This is a genomic window from Pedobacter hiemivivus (assembly GCF_004331685.1).
GTDB lineage: Bacteria > Bacteroidota > Bacteroidia > Sphingobacteriales > Sphingobacteriaceae > Pedobacter > Pedobacter hiemivivus.
Genome location: NZ_SJSM01000004.1, coordinates 364,830 through 387,239, shown reverse-complemented (window position 1 = coordinate 387,239; position 22,410 = coordinate 364,830). Strand labels below are relative to the sequence as shown.

Below are 22,410 nucleotides of genomic sequence, written 5' to 3'. Positions count from 1 at the left end.
TCTAAACATATTTCACTATTTTCTGTTAATAGTAATGTTACTCATTTTTATCCATTTGGTTAATAGGCCTGAAATCGATTTTGGTCAATGTGCTAAGTTAAATATTCACCTAAATTATTATAAAAATGGAAACTGATGAAGAATACAATGGGCTGGGAGCTGCTCATGTACCTGCTCAGCAAACCGGATCGGAAATGAATGCAGTGGAGAAGATTGAACTGGCTTCTGAAGGCGAAGCGGTTCATTTTTTTAAAACGGTAAAGGATCGTCTTTTGGATGTAAACCGATGGACAGAAATTGCCGGCGGGGCGATGTCGGACTTTTTTCTGACTGATGAACATGGGAATTTGGTGCAACGAAAGGCCACAGGTGGGGACCACATCCGGATTGACATTCCCGGCCCCGGTACGCAAACGGGGGGTGGGTACGATTGGGTGACTATTGAAGAAATTAAACTGGAAGTGCTGTATGATACAGAGGTATTGAGCATGACAGCCAGACCATCTGCAAATCCTTTGACCGCAAGTGAAGATACCGCCCATTTTTTAACCAAGGCAGCTACTTCTACTTTTCAGGTGAAGCGCATTGGCAATACGATTTATGCTGAAGAGCACGGACGGAACGAGGTGCCCAATACCGATACGGAGCATACCCTGGATAATATCCGCAATACTTTTGTGGGCTGGGGTGCTAAAGTCGGGTTCTCTTATCCGCAGTGGAAGGCTTTGGTTAAAGGTTTGCTGAATCATGATCATCCTTATCCATCTGCTTAAATTAGTTCGGTAATGATATGCTAAACTGAAGTTAATTTTCGACGATTTAAAATACAGACCTATGAAAATATGCTTGAAAAATTTGGTGCCTGTTTGCGCATTAATTGTGCTTCAGGCATGTAGCAACCCGGACAGAAATGGTCGTGATGCAGCGGCAAGTCAGATCACGGATACTATTAGTGACACCACGCGCAGGGCACAAGCTGTTACCGCTGATGTGGACTTAAATGGTGATGGTAAAGTCTTTGCGCTGAGCGCGGCGACTGGAGGAATGATGGAAGTAGAAGCCGCAGGTATAGCGGTTAATCGAAGTAAAGATCCTTCAGTTAAAGCATTTGCTACGCGGTTGTTGAATGATCACAGTAAAGCTAATGAAGAACTGAAACGCATCGTCGAAGAAAAAGGGCTTCAGGTGGCGCAGCGTTTGCCTGCTACACTTGCAGGTCACCTGGCTAAATTGAATACGCTTTCTGATCGGGCATTTGATGTGCAATATCTTCAGATGATGATCAACGATCACCATAATGCCCTGCAATTGTTTACCGATGGTTCACGATTAGCGGATACCCAGTTGAAGGCTTTTGCCGTTAAAACACTGCCACTTATTGAACAGCACTATCAGAAGGCTTTGGAAATAGGAAAGCGTTTGAATATCACTAATGCGAATAATGGTGATGATGTACTAGGCACCAGTCCTGCTAAGGTTGAAAAAAAATAGTTATGATTCCTGCCAGCTGGCATAAAGGTGTAGTTCCATTATTCTTCTTTAGTCACTGTCCAGCTGATGCAGGCAACCACGATCGCCAGGATAAAGAACCAAAAAGTATGGGTTTCCATAATTTCTTTTGGACGTTAAACTAGATGAATTTTTAGGTTTAACATCTCTTATAAAAAAAGGTTTGGATTTTGCTGAAATTTGACAATTGTTTCTGGAATATCATTTTACCTGTTCAGACATGAATTCGGAACGTACTGTTGAGGAAACTGTAGATTTTGTGATTGATGAAGAGTCCGCTGAAGTGACTTTTACTTTTATAGATCTGACTACACGCACTACTGCTGATGAGTTTTAGGCAGAAGTATCTACGATTACCACCATTATCATAGCAATACCTTAGCTAAAGGTGGAGGAGCTGTTGCTATTGTGAGTCGTAAATGATTAAATAGTCCATGTTTTGTAATGATAAATCCATTGTTCCGTAGTTAAGAAAAAGACAACTTTAAAAACCAAATATTTCAAATGACAAACGAAATTGAAACCTTCAATAGCAATTACATTATCGGTATCTCTTTTATATCTGCCCTTGGCGGCTATCTTTTTGGATTTGACTTTGCAGTTATAAGCCATAAATCCATTATAAATACACAAATACAAATAATATGAATTTAAACAGAAACAAATTTCTTTTCTTCGCCTATTGCCTTGCCCTTCTGATGACAGTTATAGGTGCTTGTAAAACAATAAATAGCGGTGGCCATTCAAAAGCAAAACATCCTGAAGAAAAATTAGGATGGAAATTGGGCACACAGGCTTATACCTTTAACCGGTATACTTTTTTTGATGCTGTAGCAAAAGCAGATAGTTGCAATTTAAGCTACATTGAAGCTTATCCTGGCCAAGAACTTGGTGGCGATATACCAGGCAGGATGGACTATAATATGGATCCGGATAAAAGAGTGAAGATATTGAACTTGCTGAAAGCCCGTAATGTGAAAATGGTTGGCTTCGGTGTAGTTGGTGCGGACAGTGAAGCGGATTGGATTAAGATATTTGAGTTTAGTAAGGCAATGGGAGTAGAGACAATTACTTCTGAACCCAATGAGAAAGACCTACAATTGTTAGCTGATCTTTGTGATAAATACGATATTAATCTAGCTATTCATAACCACCCTAATCCTTCGCATTACTGGAATCCTGATATTGTATTGAATGCGATAAAAGGTAAAAGCAACCGTTTAGGCTTATGTGCGGATATTGGTCATTGGCTGCGTTCCGGCCTTGATCCTGTGGAAAGCTTACAAAAAGCCAATGGACATGTGCTTCACCTGCACATGAAAGATTTGAATGCTAAAAGCGAAAATGCACACGATGTGCATTGGGGTAAAGGTGTAGCAAATATGGATGCCATCATTAAAGAGTTAAAAAAACAAAGGTTTAAAGGGGTGATATCAGCAGAGTACGAGTATAATTGGGATCACAACAGGGCTGATGTAGCACAGAGTGTAACCAATTTCCGCGAATCTTTTATGAAGCCATAATCAGTTGATGTATGCTGTTGAGATTTAATTTTAAGCTATTTTCGCTCCTATTGTTAAGTATGCTATGTTTACTGTTGAAGGTACATGCGCAGAACGATCCCAGTCGGGAATTAAATAGATTTACAAAAATCGTTCTTGCTCAAAAACTTCAGGAACCAATGCAATTCCAGGTGCTGAAAAACGGAAAAGTGTTGTATGCGGAACGTAAAGGTAGGTTAAAGGTATATAATCCTGCCACAAAGCAACTCAGCGTGATTGCCGAGATTCCCGTGAGTACAGAATATGTTAGTAAAAGCGGGGAAAGATCAGAAGGGGAAGATGGTTTGCAGGGTGTGATACTTGATCCTAATTTTGAGAAAAACCATTGGATCTATTTGTATTATTCAGCAAAGGGAAACGAATCTGTGAATAGTTTGGTGCGGTATACCTGGACAGGAGGTCAACTGAACCTCGCATCTGCGAAGGTACTGCTGAAGGTACCTGTGCAACGAGAAGAATGTTGCCATGTGGGCGGTGGAATGTTGTTTGATCAGGACAATAATTTATTGTTGAGCACGGGAGACAATACCTTTTCCAGGTCTTCAGATGGGTTTGCGCCTATTGACGAGCGTAAAGGTGAAAGCCCTCGTGACGCCCAAAAGTCTTCTTCTAACACAAATGATTTGAGAGGTAAAATTTTACGTATCCATCCTGAAGCTGATGGCACCTATACCATTCCTGAAGGGAATTTGTTCCCGAAAGGTACCCCTAAAACGCGGCCGGAAATTTATACGATGGGTAATAGGAATCCATGGAGGATGAGCCTGGATAGTAAAACAAATTGGTTGTATTGGGGAGAGGTTGGCCCCGATGGTTCAAATGCCTCAGATTTAAGAGGACCGGTTTCTTATGATGAATTTAACCTGGCAAAAAAGGCAGGGAATTATGGTTGGCCTTATTTTATTGGTAATGAGGCTTACCGTTATTATGATTTTGCGACAAAAAAGTCAGGTGACTGGTATGATCCTTTTCGTCCTGTGAATAATTCGCCAAACAATACAGGACTAACTGTATTACCTCCAACACAACCTTCGTTAATCTGGTATCCTTATACTTCCAGTGAGAAATTTCCATTGATGGGAAGTGGTGGCAGAAGCGCAGTAGGGGGGCCTATATTCCGTCAGACAGACTTTAGCCGTACTGGGAAGGTTTTCCCTGCCTATTATGAGGGTAAATGGTTTATTACAGATTGGGTTAGAGGTTGGATACTGATCGTAACTATGGATGATGAAGGCAATTACAAATCTATGGAGCGTTTTATGCCCGATCTAACCTTAAGAGGACCAATAGATATGAAATTCGGGCCTGATGGAAGTTTGTATGTTTTGGAATATGGAAATGGCTATTTTAAAGATAACCCTGAAGCACAATTGATTAAAATTGAATACAATAGCGGCAATCGTAAGCCAATTGTCCAGGCTACCGCAGATAAAACCGCGGGCGCTTTGCCTTTAGCCATAAAATTGTCTTCCAAAGGAACAAAGGATTATGATGGGGATTCCTTAAAATATGAATGGCGCATCACTAAAAATAATGTGCTCAATTCTGTGCACCGCAGTGCGAATCCTGAGCTTCGACTTACAACGCCAGGCATCTATAAAGCCACCCTTACGGTGACCGATCCTGCGGGAGCAAGAAACAGTAAAACAGTAGAAATATCAGCAGGTAATGCGCCTCCAGTGGTGCAGTTTAATTTTACAAAGGGTAATTCTAGCTTCTATTTCCCAGGAAATACCATCAATTACGCTGTAAATGTCACAGATAAAGAAGATGGAAGTTTGGCAGATAAAAGAATTTTACCTGCTCAGGTGTCGGTGGCAATTAACTACCTGTCTGAAGGTTATGATATGACCACCATCGTACAGAGCCAGAAAACTTTTGATGCAACGGCTCAATTTGCAGCTGGCAAGGCCATAATCAAAAAAAGTACCTGTAACTCTTGTCACGATCTTACCGCGAAATCTCTAGGTCCGTCATTTACCCAGGTAGCGCTAAAATACAAAACAGATAAAAATGCAAAACCCAGGTTAGTGAAAAAAATTATCAACGGTGGTTCGGGAGTTTGGGGCGATGCGATGATGCCTGGCCATTCCACATTATCAAATAATGATGCAAATGCGATTGTAAGTTATGTACTTAGTTTAAGTAACAAACAAGCAGCTCCAAAAACTTTGCCGGTAAAGGGTAGTTATACGACCAATGTTCCGGCAGACCAAACTAATAAAGGTAGCTTCATTTTTAGGGCAGCTTATAAAGATAGAGGTGCTAAGTTTGCTGCAGCTCAGTTTACAGAGCATATGGTGTTACTGCGCCATCCTAGTCTTTTAGTTAATGATGCAGATCGAACTAATGGATTTGGGTTTAATGAGGACAGATCTATAGCTACTGTCCAAAGCAAAGGTGCCTATCTTCAATTTAACAATATTGATTTAACTGATATTGAAAAAATTGAAATTGTTGGGGATAGAACCGCACCTGATCATGTTGAGATTCGAATCGGTGCTGCTGATGGAAAAATCATCTCTCAAGCAAATGGGATCCGGGATAAGCGTAATGTTGTAGAAATTATACCAGTTAAAGGTAGATTTGATGTTTACTTTGTATTTAAAGAGACAGCCTTAGATGTACGGACAATAAATGTGAAAAATCGTTAACACCTATTGCGGAATTAGTTTCTGATTACATTGTCCCCAAATAGCGTTTAACATAGTAATAAAAGTGCTTTATTTGACGGTGAAAATGGTAGGCGATTGATCTGCTTGGTTCCAGATCCAAACATATAGCAATGCTACTGTAACGGATACTAGATTGCCAGTAAGGTAATAGCTGTTAAATTTTTCAGTTTCATCTTTAATGCTTTCGTCATGTTTTAATCGGGTAGCTAACTTCAGTGCACTAAAAAACGTAGGTGCGTGTGGTAGGTTGTTGAAGATGAAAATGGTCAAGAATAGACGCTCAGTTAAATAAATGCTTGTGTTTCAGTATATGTGAAATAATTATGGTTGTTTCATATATACTGAAATAATTTGCTCAAGAATTGGCGATTTTTCGTGTTCTACTCGTTCTCTAAGGTTTTGAATGGCTTTATTCCGTGTCTGCTGGAGTGACTTTTACATTTATAGATCTGACTACGCGCTCTACTGCTGATGAGTTTTAGGTAGAAATAATCTACAACGTATCTGATTCTTTCACTACAGTACTGCAGCCACTCTCTCGTAGAAGGGATGGGGATTTTAAATTTTTAAACTTAATGTTAATAAGTTATATTTATTTAAAATTCAAGAGATATGATTGGGCTACTTCCTTTATTAACTTCTTGGCTTGCTATAATTGGTGGTGTGTGGTCACTTTTTAGCAAAATATCCGAAGTAGCAAATAAAGATTTGAATTTGAAGGTAAAAGCTTGGATTCAAAATGTAAATTTATCCGAGCATAATGTTCCTATCAAAGAAATACTTTATGAAATGTTTGTTGGGTATTTTGGTGTGAAGCATTTCTCGTTGAAATGTTTTTTTAGATCTGCCTTGTATTCTACTTTACTATTTCTAATCATTGGGCTGCTATCGGGATTGTTTACTGAAAGTTTAATGGGGCATCGAGTTCACAGGGATATTGCGCCAGTAGGTTTTCGTGGATATTTTTCACCACATTTTTATATATGGCTCACAATGATATTCCAGGATTTCATAAGTTTATATTTTACCAGGTTACTTTTAAGGAAAATTTTGAATACCTCTGTTCATAGAGTTAGAACTATTGTATTCATTAGTTTCTTGTTGACATTATTTACTTCAATTCTGTTTGCGGTATTCTTTTATAAACTCTATACTGTACAAGGATCACTGGTTTATGCTCCTATAAGTCTAAAAACAATTTACGCTTTGGTCTGGCCATTTAGGGATCCAGGAATGTTCTATGCTGCAATTTATTTGGGTACACTTTGGATCATAATTATTCAGTCAGCGGGCGCAGTTGCAAGGTTATTTTTCAAGGTGCTTAAATATTTTGATGCATTCAGAGGATCTTTAGATGTACAAGAAAAGCCGATTAAATCCTTAGGTGCGATTTTGGTTTTAGTTATCACCCTAATTTATATAATTATTTCTCCCATTGTATTGATCTTAGATGTTTAAGGTTTTTATCAATCTATAGTTTTAAAATGGAAAAACTTGGAATTGTGGTTTATTTCGCATCCTGGGCTGCTTTTTCAGGTTGCATTTGGATGATTTTTTCAAAAGCAGCAGAAGTCACAAACAGTGAATTTAATACCCGGGTTGCTTTGTGGATCAAAAATGTTGACTTTAATCGATCTATAACACTTTCCAAGCAAGAAATTTACAAGGTTATATGTGCAATTTTTGGAAGTAAACATTTTTCCTTCAGTTGTGCGATTAGGACTATTCTTTACACTTTATTTCTAGGTTGGATGACCGTAGTCACGCTCAGGTTTCTTAAAATTAACTTGATAGATTTTGTGAACCTAGACAATAATACTCTTAGCTATATTTTTATGATTGCATTTTTACAAAACTACTTGAGTCTCCTGGCAACAAGATGGATAATAAAGGCGAGTATAGCCGGAAAAATAAAAAGTCCTGGTTTGATTTTACTTTCAAGTTTTATTTTTTCTGTACTAGCATCTCTACTTGCATATTTACTTATTGTCATAGTACTTACACTATTCATGTCCATCATTCAGAAAAGCATTTACCTTGACCTAATTCCTGGTTTTTTTAAAGATTACTTTTACACTTTTTCTAACGTAAGTTTTTCCGTTTGTTTGTACTCTGTTTTTTCTTTTACATTCTATTTGGTTGTAATTCGGTTCTTTTCTGTAGTCAATATACCAGGGCTATTGTTCAAATACTTTCGATTTATCCGATCGCTAATTGATTTTCAAGAGAAACCCATGCTTTCGGTAGCAACGTTATCTATTTCATTAATTACAGCGCTCTACCTGTTTTTCTTGCCATTTATATTACTAGTCCGATACCTCAATCGTTGACTTTTTTTAATTCGAAACTAACAATTTCAATCTTAAAATATAATATTCAAGGTAATTCAATATTTTACCGCTTTTGATATGTCGAAATTTGCTCTGATTTTAAAATTTCACTTTTTCTCTAAATCAAAATCAATCCATAATTCATTTTTGTTCAGATCTACAGTGAATTTTTTCGATTTTACATCCGATTTTAGTTTATACACATCACTTGCAATTTCTAAATAATAGTCTCCTTGAGGAAGTGATGTAGAGTTTATCTCTTTACTTATTACAAATTCTTTTAGGGCTGAAAATCGCAAAGACTCAGCGGAGTAAATATATATACGAATTTCATCGATTAGCTGATTGCCATATTTTGGTCGGAAATGAACAATTGGTTCATTCGCACCAATACTGCTGCTCTCTTTGCTGACAGAATTTAGAATTGTTTCTTGCTTCCCGAATTTGTGATTAAGATTTCTGAGTTTATTCTGTGCCAAATTCAATTTTATCGTATCGAGTCGCTTCTTTGATAGGATTAAATTTACTGTCTCATTGGTTCTCTGAATATCATTTATAGTTTTCTTTAGGGAGTCGATCACCTGAGCTTTGTAAGTCAGGTTTTTTCTAAAGGAGTTTAGAAAAATGCCATTTTTTAAGAGCGCTTTTTTTATCGAATCTAACTCTTTAGCTTTAGAGTCTAAATTCTTTTCTGCAACTGCATTTTTGAGATTTAATCTGATCGCTTCTGCTTGGGTCGTTGGAATAACCACATAATTCAAGTAAAATCCAATTAATGAAACACCTAGAAGAACGGCAATTAATTGCTGTCTAAAATTTTTTGTTTGCCACCACTTTTTTTGAGACTCGCGTTTAGATTCTCCATATTCAAAATAGATTTTATCTGCCTCCGCGAGTGCTTTTTTTGATTCTGCAATATATTTATCTCGCTCGGCTATCTTTACTTGCTCCTCTAAGGGAATTTGGTTTTTATCCATGAAGATTTCGGTTACAAGCTAAATAGCTCATTATTATAATGATATTTTGTTAACAACCATATTGATGGCTCCTGTCATATTACATGCGCCAGTTTTAGCAATGATGTTTTTTCGATGGCTTTTTATGGTTTCAATAGCTACAAATAGATGATTGGCGATTTCTTTTGTAGTATACCCAAATCTTACAAGCTCAAGTACTTGTTTTTCTCGCTCTGTGAGGCTAGTTTGATTCTCTGTAAATTCCTGTTCATAGCAAAGGGTGTAAGTGCCTGAATCAGAGAGTTGGTGGATGGTTAGGTTGATGTTGTTGTTATATTTAAATCCAGTAATATCTGTACTGTTAACTGATTCTATCGTGGGTTTTCCATCTTTTGTAAATTCAATAAAAGTACTTTGCCTTAAAATATGCACATAAGTATTGTTTGCCGTTTTTACTCTAAGGTTATAGCTAAATCTTAAGCTGGGCCGTTGTGATGGGAGGATGCTGTAATAGTATTTGAAGATGGCACAATGTAGCGACTTAAGTTTCAGCATATCTTCAGCATGAATAATACTAAGTGTAAAATTAAACCCTTTCTCTAAAAATACCTCACTGTTATAACCTAAAATATTCTTAACAGAATCACTCATAAAGACGTATTGCATCGAAGACCAGTTGAAAATACACGAATAACCGTAGTTGACGATATTATCTAAGTTCTCGGAATCGAGATTTGGTTGAGGCAATTTGCTAGCGTCAACTTTTAACCTATCAGGATTACCTGCTAACTGACAAAGTTGGCTTGTTGTTAATTGATGAGATGCATTCATTGTTAAGTACTTAGACAAATAAATATAACGAAATGTTTGTGTTTGGTCAAGTTATTCTAATTTCTCACCCCAGGGGGCGGCTTCAATCCTTACAGTGCCATCGATAACTCCCTGTTTTAACGGTAAAGTATACCTGTTGTTCTCATCGGTTACCAGATCATTCCATCCAATTTCAGAAAACCAGCGATAGGCTGCTTTGTAATTTCCATTTTTGCCGGTATCAACTTTTACTTCCATGCTATCTGCGTATATTTGCCTTGATGGGTACTTGTAGTCCCAGATAAAACCGGGTTCGACACGATATTCCAATATGTTAAATTTGAGTATAAAATAGGAATACCCGTCGTCTCCGAGTTGAAGTGAGGAATTTAAGAAGCCTGTGTGCAGGTGTATGTCATGTGGGATACCGTTACGATTAAAACGTATGGCATTTTCACAGGGATCCTGCTCACGCCGATGCAGGTAGACCCCAGTGCCGCGAATAGATAAGGAAAATTCGAAATCATAAAAATATTTAAAGTTCTCAATTACTGGGTCAGTGAATTTAATGTCCCCTAATGATATTCTTACCATGAGGTTACCAAATAAAAAGCGCTGGATATTTTCATAAGTTTCGTAACTGTTTACTATCCCTCTATAGCCAGAATGTGCGCGGTGTACATTGGCGTAATAAGCCACTTTTTTCTCATCATACCCTTTATTTTTTTTAGGTTTGGGACCTGCCACGATGTAAGCTGCATCCTGTTTTACCAGACCATCACTAAAACCTCCAGTTGCATAACGAACCTTGCCGTACGAGTTATAGTCACTGCCAATTATACACAGACAGCGTTCTATAGGGAAGCCGCTATTTCCAAGGCTGTTAACCTCGAATTCTGGTTTTTTAGGTAGCTTCAGATAGTCGCGCATTCTTTTTTCATGAAATATACCTGCATCAAAAGGATTGAGTAGTGAAACAATACTTTTTTCTATGAAATCGGGTATATTTCCCATATCAATTCCTTTATGTGGCGTACCTATGGTGACTAATTTGTGGATCAGATCAAGGGGATTATCCAATAAATTACCAAGTATAGAATCAGGATATTTTTCTCTTAACTGCGCTCCTGTAGATTGAAGGATATTTTGGATCAATGTACGACAAACTAGTCCGCCCATGGAATGGGCAATGAGAATAACCTTATATTCGGTTCCGATGTTAGTTACATTATGTTCTTTTAATCTTTTTGGTATATCTACTAATATCATTTTAGCCAGATCTTCTGCATGCGCTTCAATTTCCCTTACCTTGCCTTTAATGTAATCCACATCGTAAAATCTGCATACCCAAATGCTTCGGGAGGGGTCACCATGAAAATCTCGAAGACCATAGTTCACAGAATCCGCATACCCATAATCCTTTATTTTCATAAAGCGGATCATTTGGCCTTCAAAAATATCAGCTACTTCGTAGCCATTTTCTTTTGTTGCTTGTCTTTTTTCAACTGAGCTAGCTGAAAAGCCATAGTAGGCATCATTGAAAGTTTCTTCTCTTTCGTCTGATGTCATAGCATAACCACGAACGTAAATAATCGGATAGTACGGAGCCGAGATTTGGTAAGATTTTTGGTCTTCAGTCATTTCTTTAAGATTAATTATTGTCCAGATATTTATCGCAAAAAAAGGAGAGGAGCTTTAATGAAGAATCATGTTTTATGTGCATCAATAGTTTAGGTGATTTAATTAAGCTTGAAACCAACTACGATCCCGGCTTTTGTGAGTGGCGAATATGACGCACCGAAACCAAACCTACTCTGGTGAGGAAAGTAAATTAAGGTACCTTTCCAACTGATATTATAAGCCTCCTGGTTGTCTAGATAACCTAAACCCGCCAATAATACCATTGATCTGTGCTGAACGCCAGCAGAAAGGAATGCGCCGGTATTACGAAGTTTAAAAGAATCGAAGGAGGTTATGATTTCAGCCAATGCTGCAAAGGCATTTGGGGCCGAGTTGTTTTTGGGGTTAAAGACTTGCAGGTAACTTAAACCATAAAAGTTTTGATCGTAGCCATGTAGATTTATGCTGTTTCTAATTGTGGTATCTCGCTTGTAGAGGAAATATTTAATGCTGTCCTGATTTGTCACTACAGTGTCCAGAATGAATTTTTTTATTAGCTTAGATTGATTAACTACCGTATCTCGAATGATTTCTTTAACCTCATTAGATTTATCATCTACCGTTTTTATAAGCGAACATTTGACCTCGTTGCCTACTCTTTCTATTGCCCGAATTAATGTGTTGTCATTTGATACGAATAATTGTTCCTCAGATCTGATAATTAAATTTTGAAAGTCACGCCAGTCTTTTTTTATTCTTATATCATCTGCATCATTTTTATGCCTATAAACAATGTTCAGATAGTCTTTAAGGAGGTATTTAAATTCCTTCCAGTTAGTAAAGATAATATTCCATTGCTGTCGGTTAATCCTACATGCATTTTTGTTTTTATCAATGAGTTCAATATATTTATCGATTAAGGTCGTATCTGTTGGAAGCGTACCTGTTTTTTTGGATATCTTGAAGGAGCTATTTTTAATTTCTTCATAGATTTTCTTACAATCCTGGCTAAAACAGTTTACAGTAAGTATCATCGCTATGATGGTAATCAATACACTTTTCATCATCGTTGATTTTTTGAAGGTTCGAAAGTTTTCAGAAATTGCGCTCTGTCGGTAGGATTATCTATGGCCTTTTGTCCAAGGTCCCTTATCTTTTCCAGGACTTCCTTGTGAAGTAGTTTTAAGGAATCTGGATCAATAATCACCTTAATAATAGTAACTGCAGTATCTGGAGGAATGGGTTTGTGTTTGGCATTTCCATTTCTTTCTATAACATTTTTATCGGTCTTTACGAGTTCCTTTATGCCTATGTTTAAAAAGGGCTTCTCAAGGCTGATATTTTCTTCAGTGAAGGTTTTAAAAAATGGAATGATCAGCAGTACGATTAGGTAACTATAATTCTTTAATACATTGGCATTTTGTGGAACAGAGATTTTTAATGCACCAGATCTGACCAATCTGTCTTGTTTCCTGTAATGGTATAATAACGAAAATAGTATGAACAAAATAAAGAAGAGCCAGACCAAGCCCTTGAACTGCAATTTTAACATATAAGGCAACCAATCTCTTTTAAATTCCTTCTCCTTCTCTGAGATATGGCTATTCCAGAAAAAAGAGATGCCATTTACATAGTCCGTATGAAATTTCATTTTTTTCTGCAAATATTCAATAGCAGTGGTGTCCAGATAAGGTTTCTGAAATCTGCTGATCAAGGTATCACCTTGTGCATTGAAAAGACTTTGAATCTGCTTTAGCGTATCTACATTGCGCAAATTGGTAGACTTTTTTGAAATGATATGCCTTGCTTTTGTATAATTTTCTTTTATCAAAGCATCCATTCTTAGTAGGTCCTGATCAAGATTGATCCTATTCTTATTTCGGGTGTCTATCTTTTTCTGTACTGGATACTGATAGTTTACTACTTCCATATTGTTCTGTTCTGACCTATCCTCCAGGGCTTTTATGACAGAATCTAGTTTTCCGTTGTATACTTTATCAGTCTTATACTTTCCTAAGATAGTACAGGGACTGTAATCTCTTTCAGAATTGGGGTCTTGGGCATTGTCCTTTGGTAAATTATTATGGGAGTTTATAAGGAACAAAGTAATTAAAACAAGTAATAACGAGACGGTTATGAGATACTCTTTATCTTCCGCCTGACATCGTCCCTTTTTTCTACTGATCTGAATAACAGTTATGACAAAAGATAAGAATGTGATCAAACTGATTAGAATAAGACCGACATAAATAGGAAGAATGGTAAAAGCAAGATAGATAAACCCAAAGAGTAGAAAAGACATGAGTATGGTTACCAATAGAAAGCGGGGCTTAAATGACCTTTCAGTTTTTAAGATTCTTTCTTTGATGAAATTTCTGTTTTGAATTATAAACAAGCAAACTAGAAATACAGGAACAATAAAGTAGAGAACAATAAACAAAAGGTAAGCCCACCATAAACCAATCCCCAAGAGTGTCGATGTTTCATTGATAAATGATTGGACGAATGTCAGGAAGCTAACAATTGCGGTAATGAATCCGATTAGTTTAAATTGAAGGTCTCCTAAAATGCTGAGATTGTAGTTTTTTTCTTCTGCCATGAGGATAGCGTTTTTTGTATAGAGATTTATTTGTCTAAATTGATTTCTTGTTTTTTGATTTGTTTACCAGATTGAAGAAGGGGATATCAACAGCTAAAAATGCATTCCAGCGCCATTGTGGGTTATTGAAAACCGTTTTGCCTGACGACTCTATTTTAGATAGGCCAGGGCCATACTGCGCTCCAAAACCAAGTGATAATGGTATGTTTCCAAAGAAACCATAAACCACGTAAGCTCCGGGGGATATAATTTGTCCCAATTTAATTTTATAGTTCTTTGTAATTTCTTCCTGTGTAGCACCACTTGAATTGGTTACGGAGTCTTTTTTAAGCTGATAATCTACTATTGCTCCGAGATCAAAGAGGACCGCGAACAAGCTTAATGATCCGCAATTTTTACCAGGTCCTTTGTTAAAACCTCGACTTACGGATATACCGATAGGCGCAAATACCCCAAATTTGTCTGTCCAGGCGTTTCCATTTCCAGTACTACTTTTTACAGGGTTTGAAAAGCCGTAAGCCCCCAGGTATGATTGAACAGAAACGTTAAAATCAGTGTTCTTTTTAATAGAGGAGCTCCCGACAGGTAGTATAGCATTGTCAAGAATGTCTCTTATTTCCTCTGGCTTATCTGTACTGGCGATGTTTGCCATAAATAGCCCGTATTTAGTTAATTTAGGCAGTACATCAGTCAATAATTTTAATGATTTTTTATGAGTTGTATCACCGGCCTCTTTGATCATTATACTTACCCCTTCCAGGATATCCATGCTATTTGATAAGGCCTGAGTAAATTCTTTTTTATAGAGGTGTCGGTACAGGTCATTTGATTTTCGCACAATTAATGTGTATTGTGCTATATCTAAATCCTGGTCAAACAAACCGGCAATAGAAAAGCCGTAATCTACAATGTCAAGGGAGGCGTTGATATAGCTATAATAGTCTTCAGTTTTAAGTGCTATTTTCTCATCTTTTTTGTAGTTTAAGGTGTCAGTCAACTTGTCTACTGTTTCTGAAAGCTCGATAAACTTGGTTAATTTATTCTCAAAAAGAAATAGGTTATCTTTTTGTTTTCCCATCAATGTTGCAAATGAAATTGACTCTGTTTTCAAAGGCTTGTCTGTGGTTTTATACCATGTGATATCATCCATTACAGCCAGTTGATAAACAAGACCAAGATATATTCTAAACGTTATTGTGTCTTTTACTAATTCTCTTATTTGTTTGATTGAGATCCAGGCTTTTACATCTTTTTCTTTTTTTACCGGATCTGGCATATGCCTAAGACTATTTGAGAAAATGGCAGCGAGCTTTACTGAGCTTTTGAAATTCTTAAAACCATTGGAAGTACCAGGAGTTTTCCACTCTTCGAAGTCTGCAAATTTCGTGATGATTTCAGCGGCATGAGATTCGCCCGATTCTAGTTCATGTACTAATCGTATAGACCTTATGGTTATTTTAATTTCCGGGAATTTCTTGAGCAGTTCATTGTATCTCGGTAATTCCAGCACATCATCAAGATTATAGGTGATTTTATTTAAGTCAGCATAAAAACCTGTACGTAATGCAGGAAGCATTTCTGGATATTTATAAGCAAGCAAATTTTTTAAATTATCCGTTGTTTTTGGGAATAGGACCTTAAATTCAGGATTGTCCTCTGCAAATTTTTTAAACCTGTTAAAGAAAGTTACGGTTAGTTCTTGCTTGGCACGGTCTATCATTAACATGGCTACTCCATTTGCAATGGTAGTAACATCTACTCCTGCAACAGAACCAATGATCGAACTTAGGTTAAGGGTGGCTTTCTTAACATCATCAGCTGAATACCCTTTTCCTTCACTTGTAAAAGGAGTTAAAAATGGGTTTATTGTGCCACTGTAATTATACAGTTTAAAAATACTAACTAAAGTGTCCATTTCTAAGCTATCAGCGGGGGCAAATATTTTATCGTCTGAAATATATTTTCTGAGTTTTAATGCATCATAATAGGGATGTTGAGCAAATGTTACATTAAATAGAAGTAGTGCGAGTAACGTAAAGATTATTCTCATAATATTATTTTTTCATTTTTTATGGCGTAGTATTGAAACTGTTCCTTTTGCTTTAGAACTGCATGATCTTTTAATAGCTCCCTAAAAACTGCATAATTACTTTCAGCGTTATTGGCCTTCATCAATGCAGCTAAGCCTGCAATAAAGGGTGTAGCCATGCTGGTTCCACTTTTTTGTCCATAAGAATCATTTGGCAGGGTAGAGGTTATCAATTCACCAGGAAAGCAAATGTCTATTTTTGAATTTCTTACAGTCAGATCAGAAAGTTCCAGGCTGTTGTTTAGTGAACCTACTGCTATACATTCGTCAAACATAGCGGGATATTTTGCTGTACGATCCTCGGGACTTACGTTTCCTATTGCGGCAACAATAATTACCCCTTTTTCTGCGTAAGCTTTAATCTTATCATGTAGTTCTTTATCATATTGATTAACGCCGGCTGATATTGAAATCACATCCGATTGATCTCCAACTTTATCCAAGGCTCTTATCATGCCCTTTACTGTCATCCCGGTAAAGGAGCCGGATGAAGTATTCATTATTTTACAAACATTAAGTTTCGCTCCTTTGGCAACTCCGCTTATTTTGTTTTTAGCTGTACCAATTATTATACCCGAGCAATGTGTTCCATGTCCATCTGCGTCTTTTGTTGGCTGGTTTTGACTTACTGCATTAAATTTTAAATTAACAGTGTCCTTTAAATCAAGATGCATCTCGTCTATACCCGTATCTAATATTGAAATGCTGACATTTGAAAGCTTTTGCTGAAATTGTTGTTGAAGTAGATCTAAACCAAACCTTTTTAACCAAAAATTAGGCTCAACTGTGATTTTGCTATCATTATCTGCCCCGCTCCAAACATACCCACCTTCTTCCAACCTATACCATAAGTCATTTCCCTTATAGTTCTCTCCAATAACTGTTTCAGCTACATTAATAATATCTCCAGGAGAGAAGTATATATCCCTTGGATTGTTGTAAGGATGAATTTCTGCTAATTCTGTTCGCAGATTTACATAAGTATTGATCCTTACTTTCATTTTAGGCCTCACGTTTTAAAGGTGAAATACCGGAGGAATTATCAGGGCTATTTGTATCCTCTTTGTTTGATGCCCGTAATCTCATTAGTTTATTTAACAGGTCGAACCAAAATGGAGCACCGAGTGATATGGCTATTGCTGTGATCAGGAATCCAAAGAAATGGTTGTATAGGAGGACAAAGAAATAGCCCCACTTTTGGCATTGACCAAAACTTATTGGCCCATCTTCTGCCTTAGTTTGCTCTTCGGATAATGCCGAAGGGTCAATATTAGGTTTGTATGATTTTATTCCTGTTTTTGGATCTGTCGTTTGCTCAGTCTTTGTCGGTGGCCATCCTCCAGCGCCTAAAATGGTATGGGTTTTGGCAATGTCTGCATCCAATTGTTTTTTTACCTGAACTAAAGAATCAAGTGATTTATTATTTGCTCCCTTATCAATAGCACCTGCAGGAGGAGCGTCTATACTATTTTTATGATTTTCTGTATAGGCTATGGCCAGATTTACCATTTGTGCTCTGGCTTCTTTATCGTTAGAAAGCTTGTCGACGATGACCAGGGTATCAACATTAAAAAACCAGGCTAGAGAAAAGCCAAGCAGCAAGAGGATGAATTGTATCTTTCTTTTGTACCACTCGGTAGCCTGTTCCATGGTTCTGTCGAACCATTGCTCCAGCTGAAGCTTGAATTTTACTATATCACCATAAGATTCTTTCCATAAGCTATTTACATATTTGGCGGTTTCTATATCAAATACGTTTTTAGCATTATCTTCCGATGAAAAGCTGTTCAGTGTATTGGTAATTTGTTCCTTGTTTTCGGCACCATTACTAAGTATAAATATTATGGTTTTAGAAAAGCTAATGGCTTTAAAGCTCGAAGGGTTTTTAAAAATACCAGAACTGCCAAGGTATTTTATTTCAGGATGATCATAGAATTGTGTTATACGCTCATTGTCAGGATTCTTTAGGATCATGAAGCTATCTTGGAATCTCGATAAAGGACCGGGTTCCTCTTTTTCATCATTTAGCATTCTATCTATAGCTTCTTTGAGATTTCTTGCGCGAATTCCAAGGTTTGTGGAAATTATTTCAGCAATAACTGTCGCGAACAAACTATACAATAAATAGATAAAAACAAGACCTATAATTACATCCAGAGCAGCGTTATTAAACATAATTTTTGATTAAATTATCCCTCAATTACGCTTCTAATGTAGCTACTATGTGAATATCAAAAAATCCCCCAAAAGGGTGAAGTTTTAATAGTGTAGTGTTAGCTATGATTTATTAGCAGGTGTAGTCACAAGCTTTAATTGTTTATATAATACAGCTTTTAAAAAGGAAATTCTCGTCTCAGCGCTTGGGTGGAAGCTACCTTCTTCGCTTGTAATATACCCCCCTTTCAAAAAGTCGAATATTTTTGTATTTTCTGTAATAATGAATGCCCCTAGGTCTGCAAGGTATTCAGCTGAAGAATTAAATATCTTATACTGTCTCCGAAGTCTTTTATATTTGCCTTCAATTAAATTCATTATTATCTCATAAACACCAAAAGCGCATTTCTCGTCCAGGTAATAAGTCATCCAAATACCAGAATCACTTTGATCTATATGTGAAATTTCATGAGCTATTATTGCTCCATAGAGCTCCGGATTCTGTTTAGATAATATCAATAGGTTTCTTGGAATTGTGAGTATGATCCAAGGGACGCCCATGCGTTTTAGGTCGGTAATTGTAGGGACACAATGATTTTCTTGTCTGTATAGAACTACAATCTTTCTATGCTCTTGTCCAATTCTATCACTGGCAGATAGTATTGGAGCCCAGATTTCCGGATATTGAGTCTTGGATAGTTTTAAACTTCGATTCAAAAGGTTAGTTCTATAGTCTTCAAGGTCACCAAAACCAGAAATCAAATTAAAAACAACATAAATACAACGCGCAATTATAACCAGTCCTAAAAGTGAAAGCATATTAAACTCTCCATCTACAGTGTCCTGGATAAAAGTTAAGTAGAACATAAAGCAGCCAAACAGTATCCACATTGGTGTGAACACGTATACTGGAATCCTGATGTCGACATCACTTCTATTTTTGTAAATCTGATGAAGGTTGCTTAAGTTTTTAAAGAAAAGATCTTTTTGCTTTATTGATATTTCATCGTCTTTACTTAGAAAGTCGTCCAGATGGTTTTCAATATTGATATAGTTCGGATCTTCACTAGAAAATTTTACTAAGGGCTCAAAGAACGTTTTACGTCTTACATAAGACCCAGCCCTAATCATTTTTTATAAGTAGTTTGAGATCTTCACTGAACTGCTTTGTCAATGCCTCTGCCTTGTAAATATCTAAACCAGCTAACTGTAATTCTGTGGACCACTTCTTGGCCATGAGTTCTGCATTTACATCTTGGTGTGTTGTTTCAGAACTCTTCTTGCTGCTAAGCTTATAAAGCTCTACAACAGTTTTGATGGTACCTAAAACTGTAGCAATGCAGCCAAGTATAATTTCTGTTGCATTTCCAGCTTGGTTTACCCCGAACTCATTATCTTCATGATTTGAAAAGTCGTTGTTCCATGCTTTTTCAAATAAGAGTCCTTTTTCAAGCGAATAAACAGGCTCTTCATTTGGGAAATAATCCTTGATGATATTGTCAATAAGCGTCTCAATTCCTTGTTTGTTCATAATGGTTAAGTTTAAGTATATTGTTATTAGAAATATTAGAGTTCCGTGCGTAGATGGTAAAGCCTTTGATATCTGGGTAAGGAACAGGTCGTTATGGATAGGTAAAATAAAGTATCAAAGTAATCCCTACTATAAATTTCACTTAAATTTTTCTTAAATCAAAAATATATTTTACCCGCATGTCTACCATGTTCATTTTACGCTACATCATTATGATTGGGCGAGTCATTTAACGGATTATATCAATTTATTCTTTAAGTTTGCCGAAACTAATTTTATTATACTATGAACGACCTTGAGGAAGTAGTATTTGGCGAGCTGAATCGATTGTTAAGCGAAATTGCTGATTATAAAAGAAAACTTCATGCAACAGTGAATCAACAGTTTTTTTTGATTAAAAAAACGTTATACAATACAATTTTTACTTATCAGTTGTTGGCAGATAAGCAAATGGATGGCTCCTATTTAAATAGGCTAGAGCAGCAGATTGCCGAAAAAAAATCAAAGATCAATACAGATTTAATTCCTTTGTTTGAGGACTTAGGTGATCAAGGAAGATTAAAGCTTGTTATTGGTTTTGTGGAGTCATTGGATAATTTGCAATCGTTAATCGATAGTAAGCCTAGGTGATGACATCTCAAAATTTTGATAATTCATCCAAAATATGATAAATTATCACAATAATTAATTTTGTAGAAATATTTGTTTTAATTAGTGTAATCTATGTATATTTGATAAAATTTAAATGTATGTAACAAGCTAATATTATATTTTTGCCAAATCTTCAAAATATTTGAAGCATTTAGCACTTAAGAATCTCGCCTTAGAAACCTAGGAAATTTCGACACAAACGAGAGGATAAGTGAAAAGTGCTCGCGCTAAAAGCGTGGGCCTTGCTTATTCGTTTGTGGGCTTCCTAGGGCCTCTATGGCAATAAGTAGGGTTCCATGCTTTTTGTTTAATAATTTCTGCCGAGCGCAGAAAAATTATGAATCACATATCATAATATCTGTAAATATTCCCCTCCTTAAGGATTCCATTTAGTATCAGCATTAATACCACTGAAAATGGAGAGCCAAATGAAAAAATCAACAAAACCAACTGAACATGTATTGATTAAAGCCTACACGAAAAGTGATTGGCCTGGCGTCGAATTTGCCATTATACAGGTAACAGCATCCTGGAAAGCGCTTATTAAATCCCGCTTACAAGCTATCAGTCAATTCAAAGCAGATCGTGATTTCAACTGCCTTAGCTTTTGGGATGCATCAATAAGCTATTATAACAGCACAGATAAAGGCGCCCTGGTAAAAGAAATCTTAAGTCCAAATGAAGATTGGGCATATGTTACCTCGTTTCATAGTGAGGACCGCACATTTAAAGACCCAATAAATAGGTTAGAAGCAAAGCAGCTCTTAATCACCAAAGATGGCGTAGCACGTTACAAAGCATATTGCAAATACACTGGCATAGAGATATGGACAGAAGAATTAGACTTAAATAAACTATTCATCCAGTAGTCCTTTCTAAAAAGTTCATGACACTGCTTTGAAGGTAGAAATTGGTGCCACCAATTTTTTTACTGACCAGCTTACCATTTTTGACATAGTTAAACAAGGTTCTGTCGCCCTTTCTGAGCATCAGTTTAACGGTCTGGCAATCTAGCCATCGTTCTTTGTCGGCTGCAATTTGCATTTGCAGCCGTTCCGCTCGTCGCTCTTCAGCGTAAGTTTCAAGCAATAAGAGTATGCGTTTTAAAATTGCTATCATAGATTGTATTTAGGATTTAAATAATAAGGTTACCTAGGTATATACTGTTGCTGATGCTTCTTCTATCATCTGCAATAAAAGACATATAGGCATGAAGTTGTAAGCCTTTTACTTCTGCAGGCATTTCTAAAAAATCTGTCTCTTCTGTGATTCTTGCACCAGTAAACTGGTAAAATGATTTTCCTGTTTCTTCTACATAAACCAATACCATTACTCGTGCTCCTCTGTCACTCCAGTTTAAGGTGGTGTTGTAAGTCCAGTTAAAACGAACGCCGTTGCCTTCGGCTGTTGCTTCTGGATTTAAGGGTAGCTCAAGGATACCTTGAGTTAAACGCACTGCTGGATAGTTAATGCTGATGTCAGGATATTCACCATGGAGTGCATGTAGCAGTTGATAGGATTTGGCCGCATTGTTGGGCGAGAAGGGCTGACCTTCGGCTGCTTCTTCAAAACCTAATCGGATATAATCCGTCATACTGTTGGCGAAATTATTCACTACTTCCATTCTCTTTCTTTGAATTTTTTCTCTTGGGGTTGGGGGAGTGGTACGTTTTCTTTTCTTTCCCCTAACGTAGGCTATCCCGTATCTTACATAACCCTCTACTGGACCTGCATTCCCCTGAATGCCACCTAAAATACCATTATTAATTCTTGCCATAGTTTTTTGTTTTTTTTCCTAATGTATGCACTAAGATGCTGATTGTCAATTTGCATGCTTTTGGCTGATTGTACTTTGAGGTAATTTAATTCACGATATATTAAGGGATATTACTCGGTTGTTAACCGGACACTACCCGGATCCAGC

Annotated in this window: 19 protein-coding genes; 7 read left to right on the top strand and 12 right to left on the bottom strand. The window is 36.8% G+C overall.

The annotated features are described in order from the left end of the window. Positions 1–125: 125 nt before the first annotated feature. The 5 genes from EZ444_RS10210 to EZ444_RS10190 all read left to right on the top strand — a co-directional run bounded on the left by EZ444_RS10210 (position 126) and on the right by EZ444_RS10190 (position 7,204). On the top strand, positions 126–773 hold the full coding sequence (locus tag EZ444_RS10210) for a hypothetical protein (protein ID WP_131608628.1): 648 nt from the start codon (positions 126–128) through the stop codon (positions 771–773). A 61-nt stretch (positions 774–834) separates the two neighbouring features. Then, complete coding sequence (locus EZ444_RS10205; RefSeq protein WP_131608627.1) at positions 835–1,491, top strand: DUF4142 domain-containing protein; 657 nt, start codon at positions 835–837, stop codon at positions 1,489–1,491. Between the two features lie 662 nt (positions 1,492–2,153). Continuing rightward, positions 2,154–3,032 carry a sugar phosphate isomerase/epimerase family protein gene (locus tag EZ444_RS10200; protein ID WP_131608626.1) on the top strand — a complete coding sequence of 293 codons (879 nt, stop codon included), beginning with the start codon at positions 2,154–2,156 and terminating at the stop codon, positions 3,030–3,032. Between the two features lie 59 nt (positions 3,033–3,091). Then, complete coding sequence (locus tag EZ444_RS10195) at positions 3,092–5,725, top strand: PQQ-dependent sugar dehydrogenase (RefSeq protein ID WP_165503580.1); 2,634 nt, start codon at positions 3,092–3,094, stop codon at positions 5,723–5,725. A gap of 633 nt (positions 5,726–6,358) precedes the next feature. Beyond that, positions 6,359–7,204, top strand: coding sequence for a hypothetical protein (locus tag EZ444_RS10190; protein WP_131608624.1), 846 nt, complete (start codon positions 6,359–6,361; stop codon positions 7,202–7,204). A gap of 979 nt (positions 7,205–8,183) precedes the next feature. Here the strand turns inward: EZ444_RS10190 and EZ444_RS10185 are convergent. The 10 genes from EZ444_RS10185 to EZ444_RS10140 all read right to left on the bottom strand — a co-directional run bounded on the left by EZ444_RS10185 (position 8,184) and on the right by EZ444_RS10140 (position 19,835). Then, positions 8,184–9,053, bottom strand: coding sequence for an LptF/LptG permease family protein (locus EZ444_RS10185; RefSeq protein ID WP_131608623.1), 870 nt, complete (start codon positions 9,051–9,053; stop codon positions 8,184–8,186). Positions 9,054–9,086: 33 nt separating this feature from the next. Beyond that, positions 9,087–9,863, bottom strand: a complete 777-nt coding sequence (locus EZ444_RS10180; protein ID WP_131608622.1) for a LuxR C-terminal-related transcriptional regulator — start codon at positions 9,861–9,863, stop codon at positions 9,087–9,089. Positions 9,864–9,914: 51 nt separating this feature from the next. Beyond that, positions 9,915–11,483, bottom strand: coding sequence for an esterase/lipase family protein (locus tag EZ444_RS10175; RefSeq protein WP_131608621.1), 1,569 nt, complete (start codon positions 11,481–11,483; stop codon positions 9,915–9,917). A 98-nt stretch (positions 11,484–11,581) separates the two neighbouring features. After that, a complete protein-coding gene (locus tag EZ444_RS10170) occupies positions 11,582–12,529 on the bottom strand; it encodes a hypothetical protein (protein ID WP_131608620.1) in 948 nt (315 codons plus the stop codon). After that, positions 12,526–14,061 carry an MFS transporter gene (locus tag EZ444_RS10165; RefSeq protein WP_131608619.1) on the bottom strand — a complete coding sequence of 512 codons (1,536 nt, stop codon included), beginning with the start codon at positions 14,059–14,061 and terminating at the stop codon, positions 12,526–12,528. The genes EZ444_RS10170 and EZ444_RS10165 overlap by 4 nt, the downstream gene beginning before the upstream one ends. Positions 14,062–14,095: 34 nt before the next feature. Further along, the gene (locus EZ444_RS10160; RefSeq protein WP_131608618.1) at positions 14,096–16,111 is read right to left on the bottom strand and encodes a hypothetical protein; all 2,016 of its coding nucleotides are present in this window, start codon (positions 16,109–16,111) and stop codon (positions 14,096–14,098) included. Then, positions 16,108–17,151, bottom strand: coding sequence for a S8 family peptidase (locus tag EZ444_RS10155; RefSeq protein WP_131608617.1), 1,044 nt, complete (start codon positions 17,149–17,151; stop codon positions 16,108–16,110). The genes EZ444_RS10160 and EZ444_RS10155 overlap by 4 nt, the downstream gene beginning before the upstream one ends. Position 17,152: 1 nt before the next feature. Further along, positions 17,153–18,325: a hypothetical protein gene (locus EZ444_RS10150; protein WP_131608616.1), complete on the bottom strand. Its 1,173-nt coding sequence runs from the start codon at positions 18,323–18,325 to the stop codon at positions 17,153–17,155. A 102-nt stretch (positions 18,326–18,427) separates the two neighbouring features. After that, on the bottom strand, positions 18,428–19,435 hold the full coding sequence (locus EZ444_RS10145) for a M48 family metalloprotease (RefSeq protein ID WP_131608615.1): 1,008 nt from the start codon (positions 19,433–19,435) through the stop codon (positions 18,428–18,430). Further along, positions 19,428–19,835, bottom strand: a complete 408-nt coding sequence (locus tag EZ444_RS10140; protein WP_131608614.1) for a hypothetical protein — start codon at positions 19,833–19,835, stop codon at positions 19,428–19,430. Before EZ444_RS10140 ends, EZ444_RS10145 begins: the two co-directional genes overlap by 8 nt. Before the next feature lie 285 nt (positions 19,836–20,120). Here EZ444_RS10140 and EZ444_RS10135 point away from each other — a divergent pair, with 285 nt between their 5' ends. Beyond that, positions 20,121–20,465 (top strand): hypothetical protein, encoded by a 345-nt coding sequence (locus EZ444_RS10135; RefSeq protein WP_131608613.1) that lies wholly within the window; start codon positions 20,121–20,123, stop codon positions 20,463–20,465. 449 nt (positions 20,466–20,914) lie between these two features. Beyond that, the gene (locus EZ444_RS10130; protein WP_131608612.1) at positions 20,915–21,355 is read left to right on the top strand and encodes a hypothetical protein; all 441 of its coding nucleotides are present in this window, start codon (positions 20,915–20,917) and stop codon (positions 21,353–21,355) included. Here the strand turns inward: EZ444_RS10130 and EZ444_RS10125 are convergent. Further along, on the bottom strand, positions 21,345–21,605 hold the full coding sequence (locus EZ444_RS10125; protein WP_131608611.1) for a hypothetical protein: 261 nt from the start codon (positions 21,603–21,605) through the stop codon (positions 21,345–21,347). The two genes, EZ444_RS10130 and EZ444_RS10125, sit on opposite strands and share 11 nt — an antisense overlap. A 16-nt stretch (positions 21,606–21,621) precedes the next feature. Beyond that, entirely contained in the window at positions 21,622–22,263 is a 642-nt protein-coding gene (locus tag EZ444_RS10120) for a DUF6266 family protein (RefSeq protein WP_131608610.1), read from the bottom strand. Positions 22,264–22,410: the final 147 nt, after the last annotated feature.

Coding starts and splice junctions, on each gene's coding strand:
- EZ444_RS10155 (WP_131608617.1), bottom strand. CDS start 17,151: ATGAAAGTAAGGATCAATACTTATGTAAATCTGCGAACAGAATTAGCA.
- EZ444_RS10125 (WP_131608611.1), bottom strand. CDS start 21,605: ATGATAGCAATTTTAAAACGCATACTCTTATTGCTTGAAACTTACGCT.
- EZ444_RS10200 (WP_131608626.1), top strand. CDS start 2,154: ATGAATTTAAACAGAAACAAATTTCTTTTCTTCGCCTATTGCCTTGCC.
- EZ444_RS10120 (WP_131608610.1), bottom strand. CDS start 22,263: ATGGCAAGAATTAATAATGGTATTTTAGGTGGCATTCAGGGGAATGCA.
- EZ444_RS10190 (WP_131608624.1), top strand. CDS start 6,359: ATGATTGGGCTACTTCCTTTATTAACTTCTTGGCTTGCTATAATTGGT.
- EZ444_RS10175 (WP_131608621.1), bottom strand. CDS start 11,483: ATGACTGAAGACCAAAAATCTTACCAAATCTCGGCTCCGTACTATCCG.
- EZ444_RS10145 (WP_131608615.1), bottom strand. CDS start 19,435: ATGATTAGGGCTGGGTCTTATGTAAGACGTAAAACGTTCTTTGAGCCC.
- EZ444_RS10135 (WP_131608613.1), top strand. CDS start 20,121: ATGAACGACCTTGAGGAAGTAGTATTTGGCGAGCTGAATCGATTGTTA.
- EZ444_RS10150 (WP_131608616.1), bottom strand. CDS start 18,325: ATGTTTAATAACGCTGCTCTGGATGTAATTATAGGTCTTGTTTTTATC.
- EZ444_RS10160 (WP_131608618.1), bottom strand. CDS start 16,111: ATGAGAATAATCTTTACGTTACTCGCACTACTTCTATTTAATGTAACA.
- EZ444_RS10170 (WP_131608620.1), bottom strand. CDS start 12,529: ATGATGAAAAGTGTATTGATTACCATCATAGCGATGATACTTACTGTA.
- EZ444_RS10185 (WP_131608623.1), bottom strand. CDS start 9,053: ATGGATAAAAACCAAATTCCCTTAGAGGAGCAAGTAAAGATAGCCGAG.
- EZ444_RS10165 (WP_131608619.1), bottom strand. CDS start 14,061: ATGGCAGAAGAAAAAAACTACAATCTCAGCATTTTAGGAGACCTTCAA.
- EZ444_RS10195 (WP_165503580.1), top strand. CDS start 3,092: ATGCTATGTTTACTGTTGAAGGTACATGCGCAGAACGATCCCAGTCGG.
- EZ444_RS10205 (WP_131608627.1), top strand. CDS start 835: ATGAAAATATGCTTGAAAAATTTGGTGCCTGTTTGCGCATTAATTGTG.
- EZ444_RS10140 (WP_131608614.1), bottom strand. CDS start 19,835: ATGAACAAACAAGGAATTGAGACGCTTATTGACAATATCATCAAGGAT.
- EZ444_RS10210 (WP_131608628.1), top strand. CDS start 126: ATGGAAACTGATGAAGAATACAATGGGCTGGGAGCTGCTCATGTACCT.
- EZ444_RS10180 (WP_131608622.1), bottom strand. CDS start 9,863: ATGAATGCATCTCATCAATTAACAACAAGCCAACTTTGTCAGTTAGCA.
- EZ444_RS10130 (WP_131608612.1), top strand. CDS start 20,915: ATGAAAAAATCAACAAAACCAACTGAACATGTATTGATTAAAGCCTAC.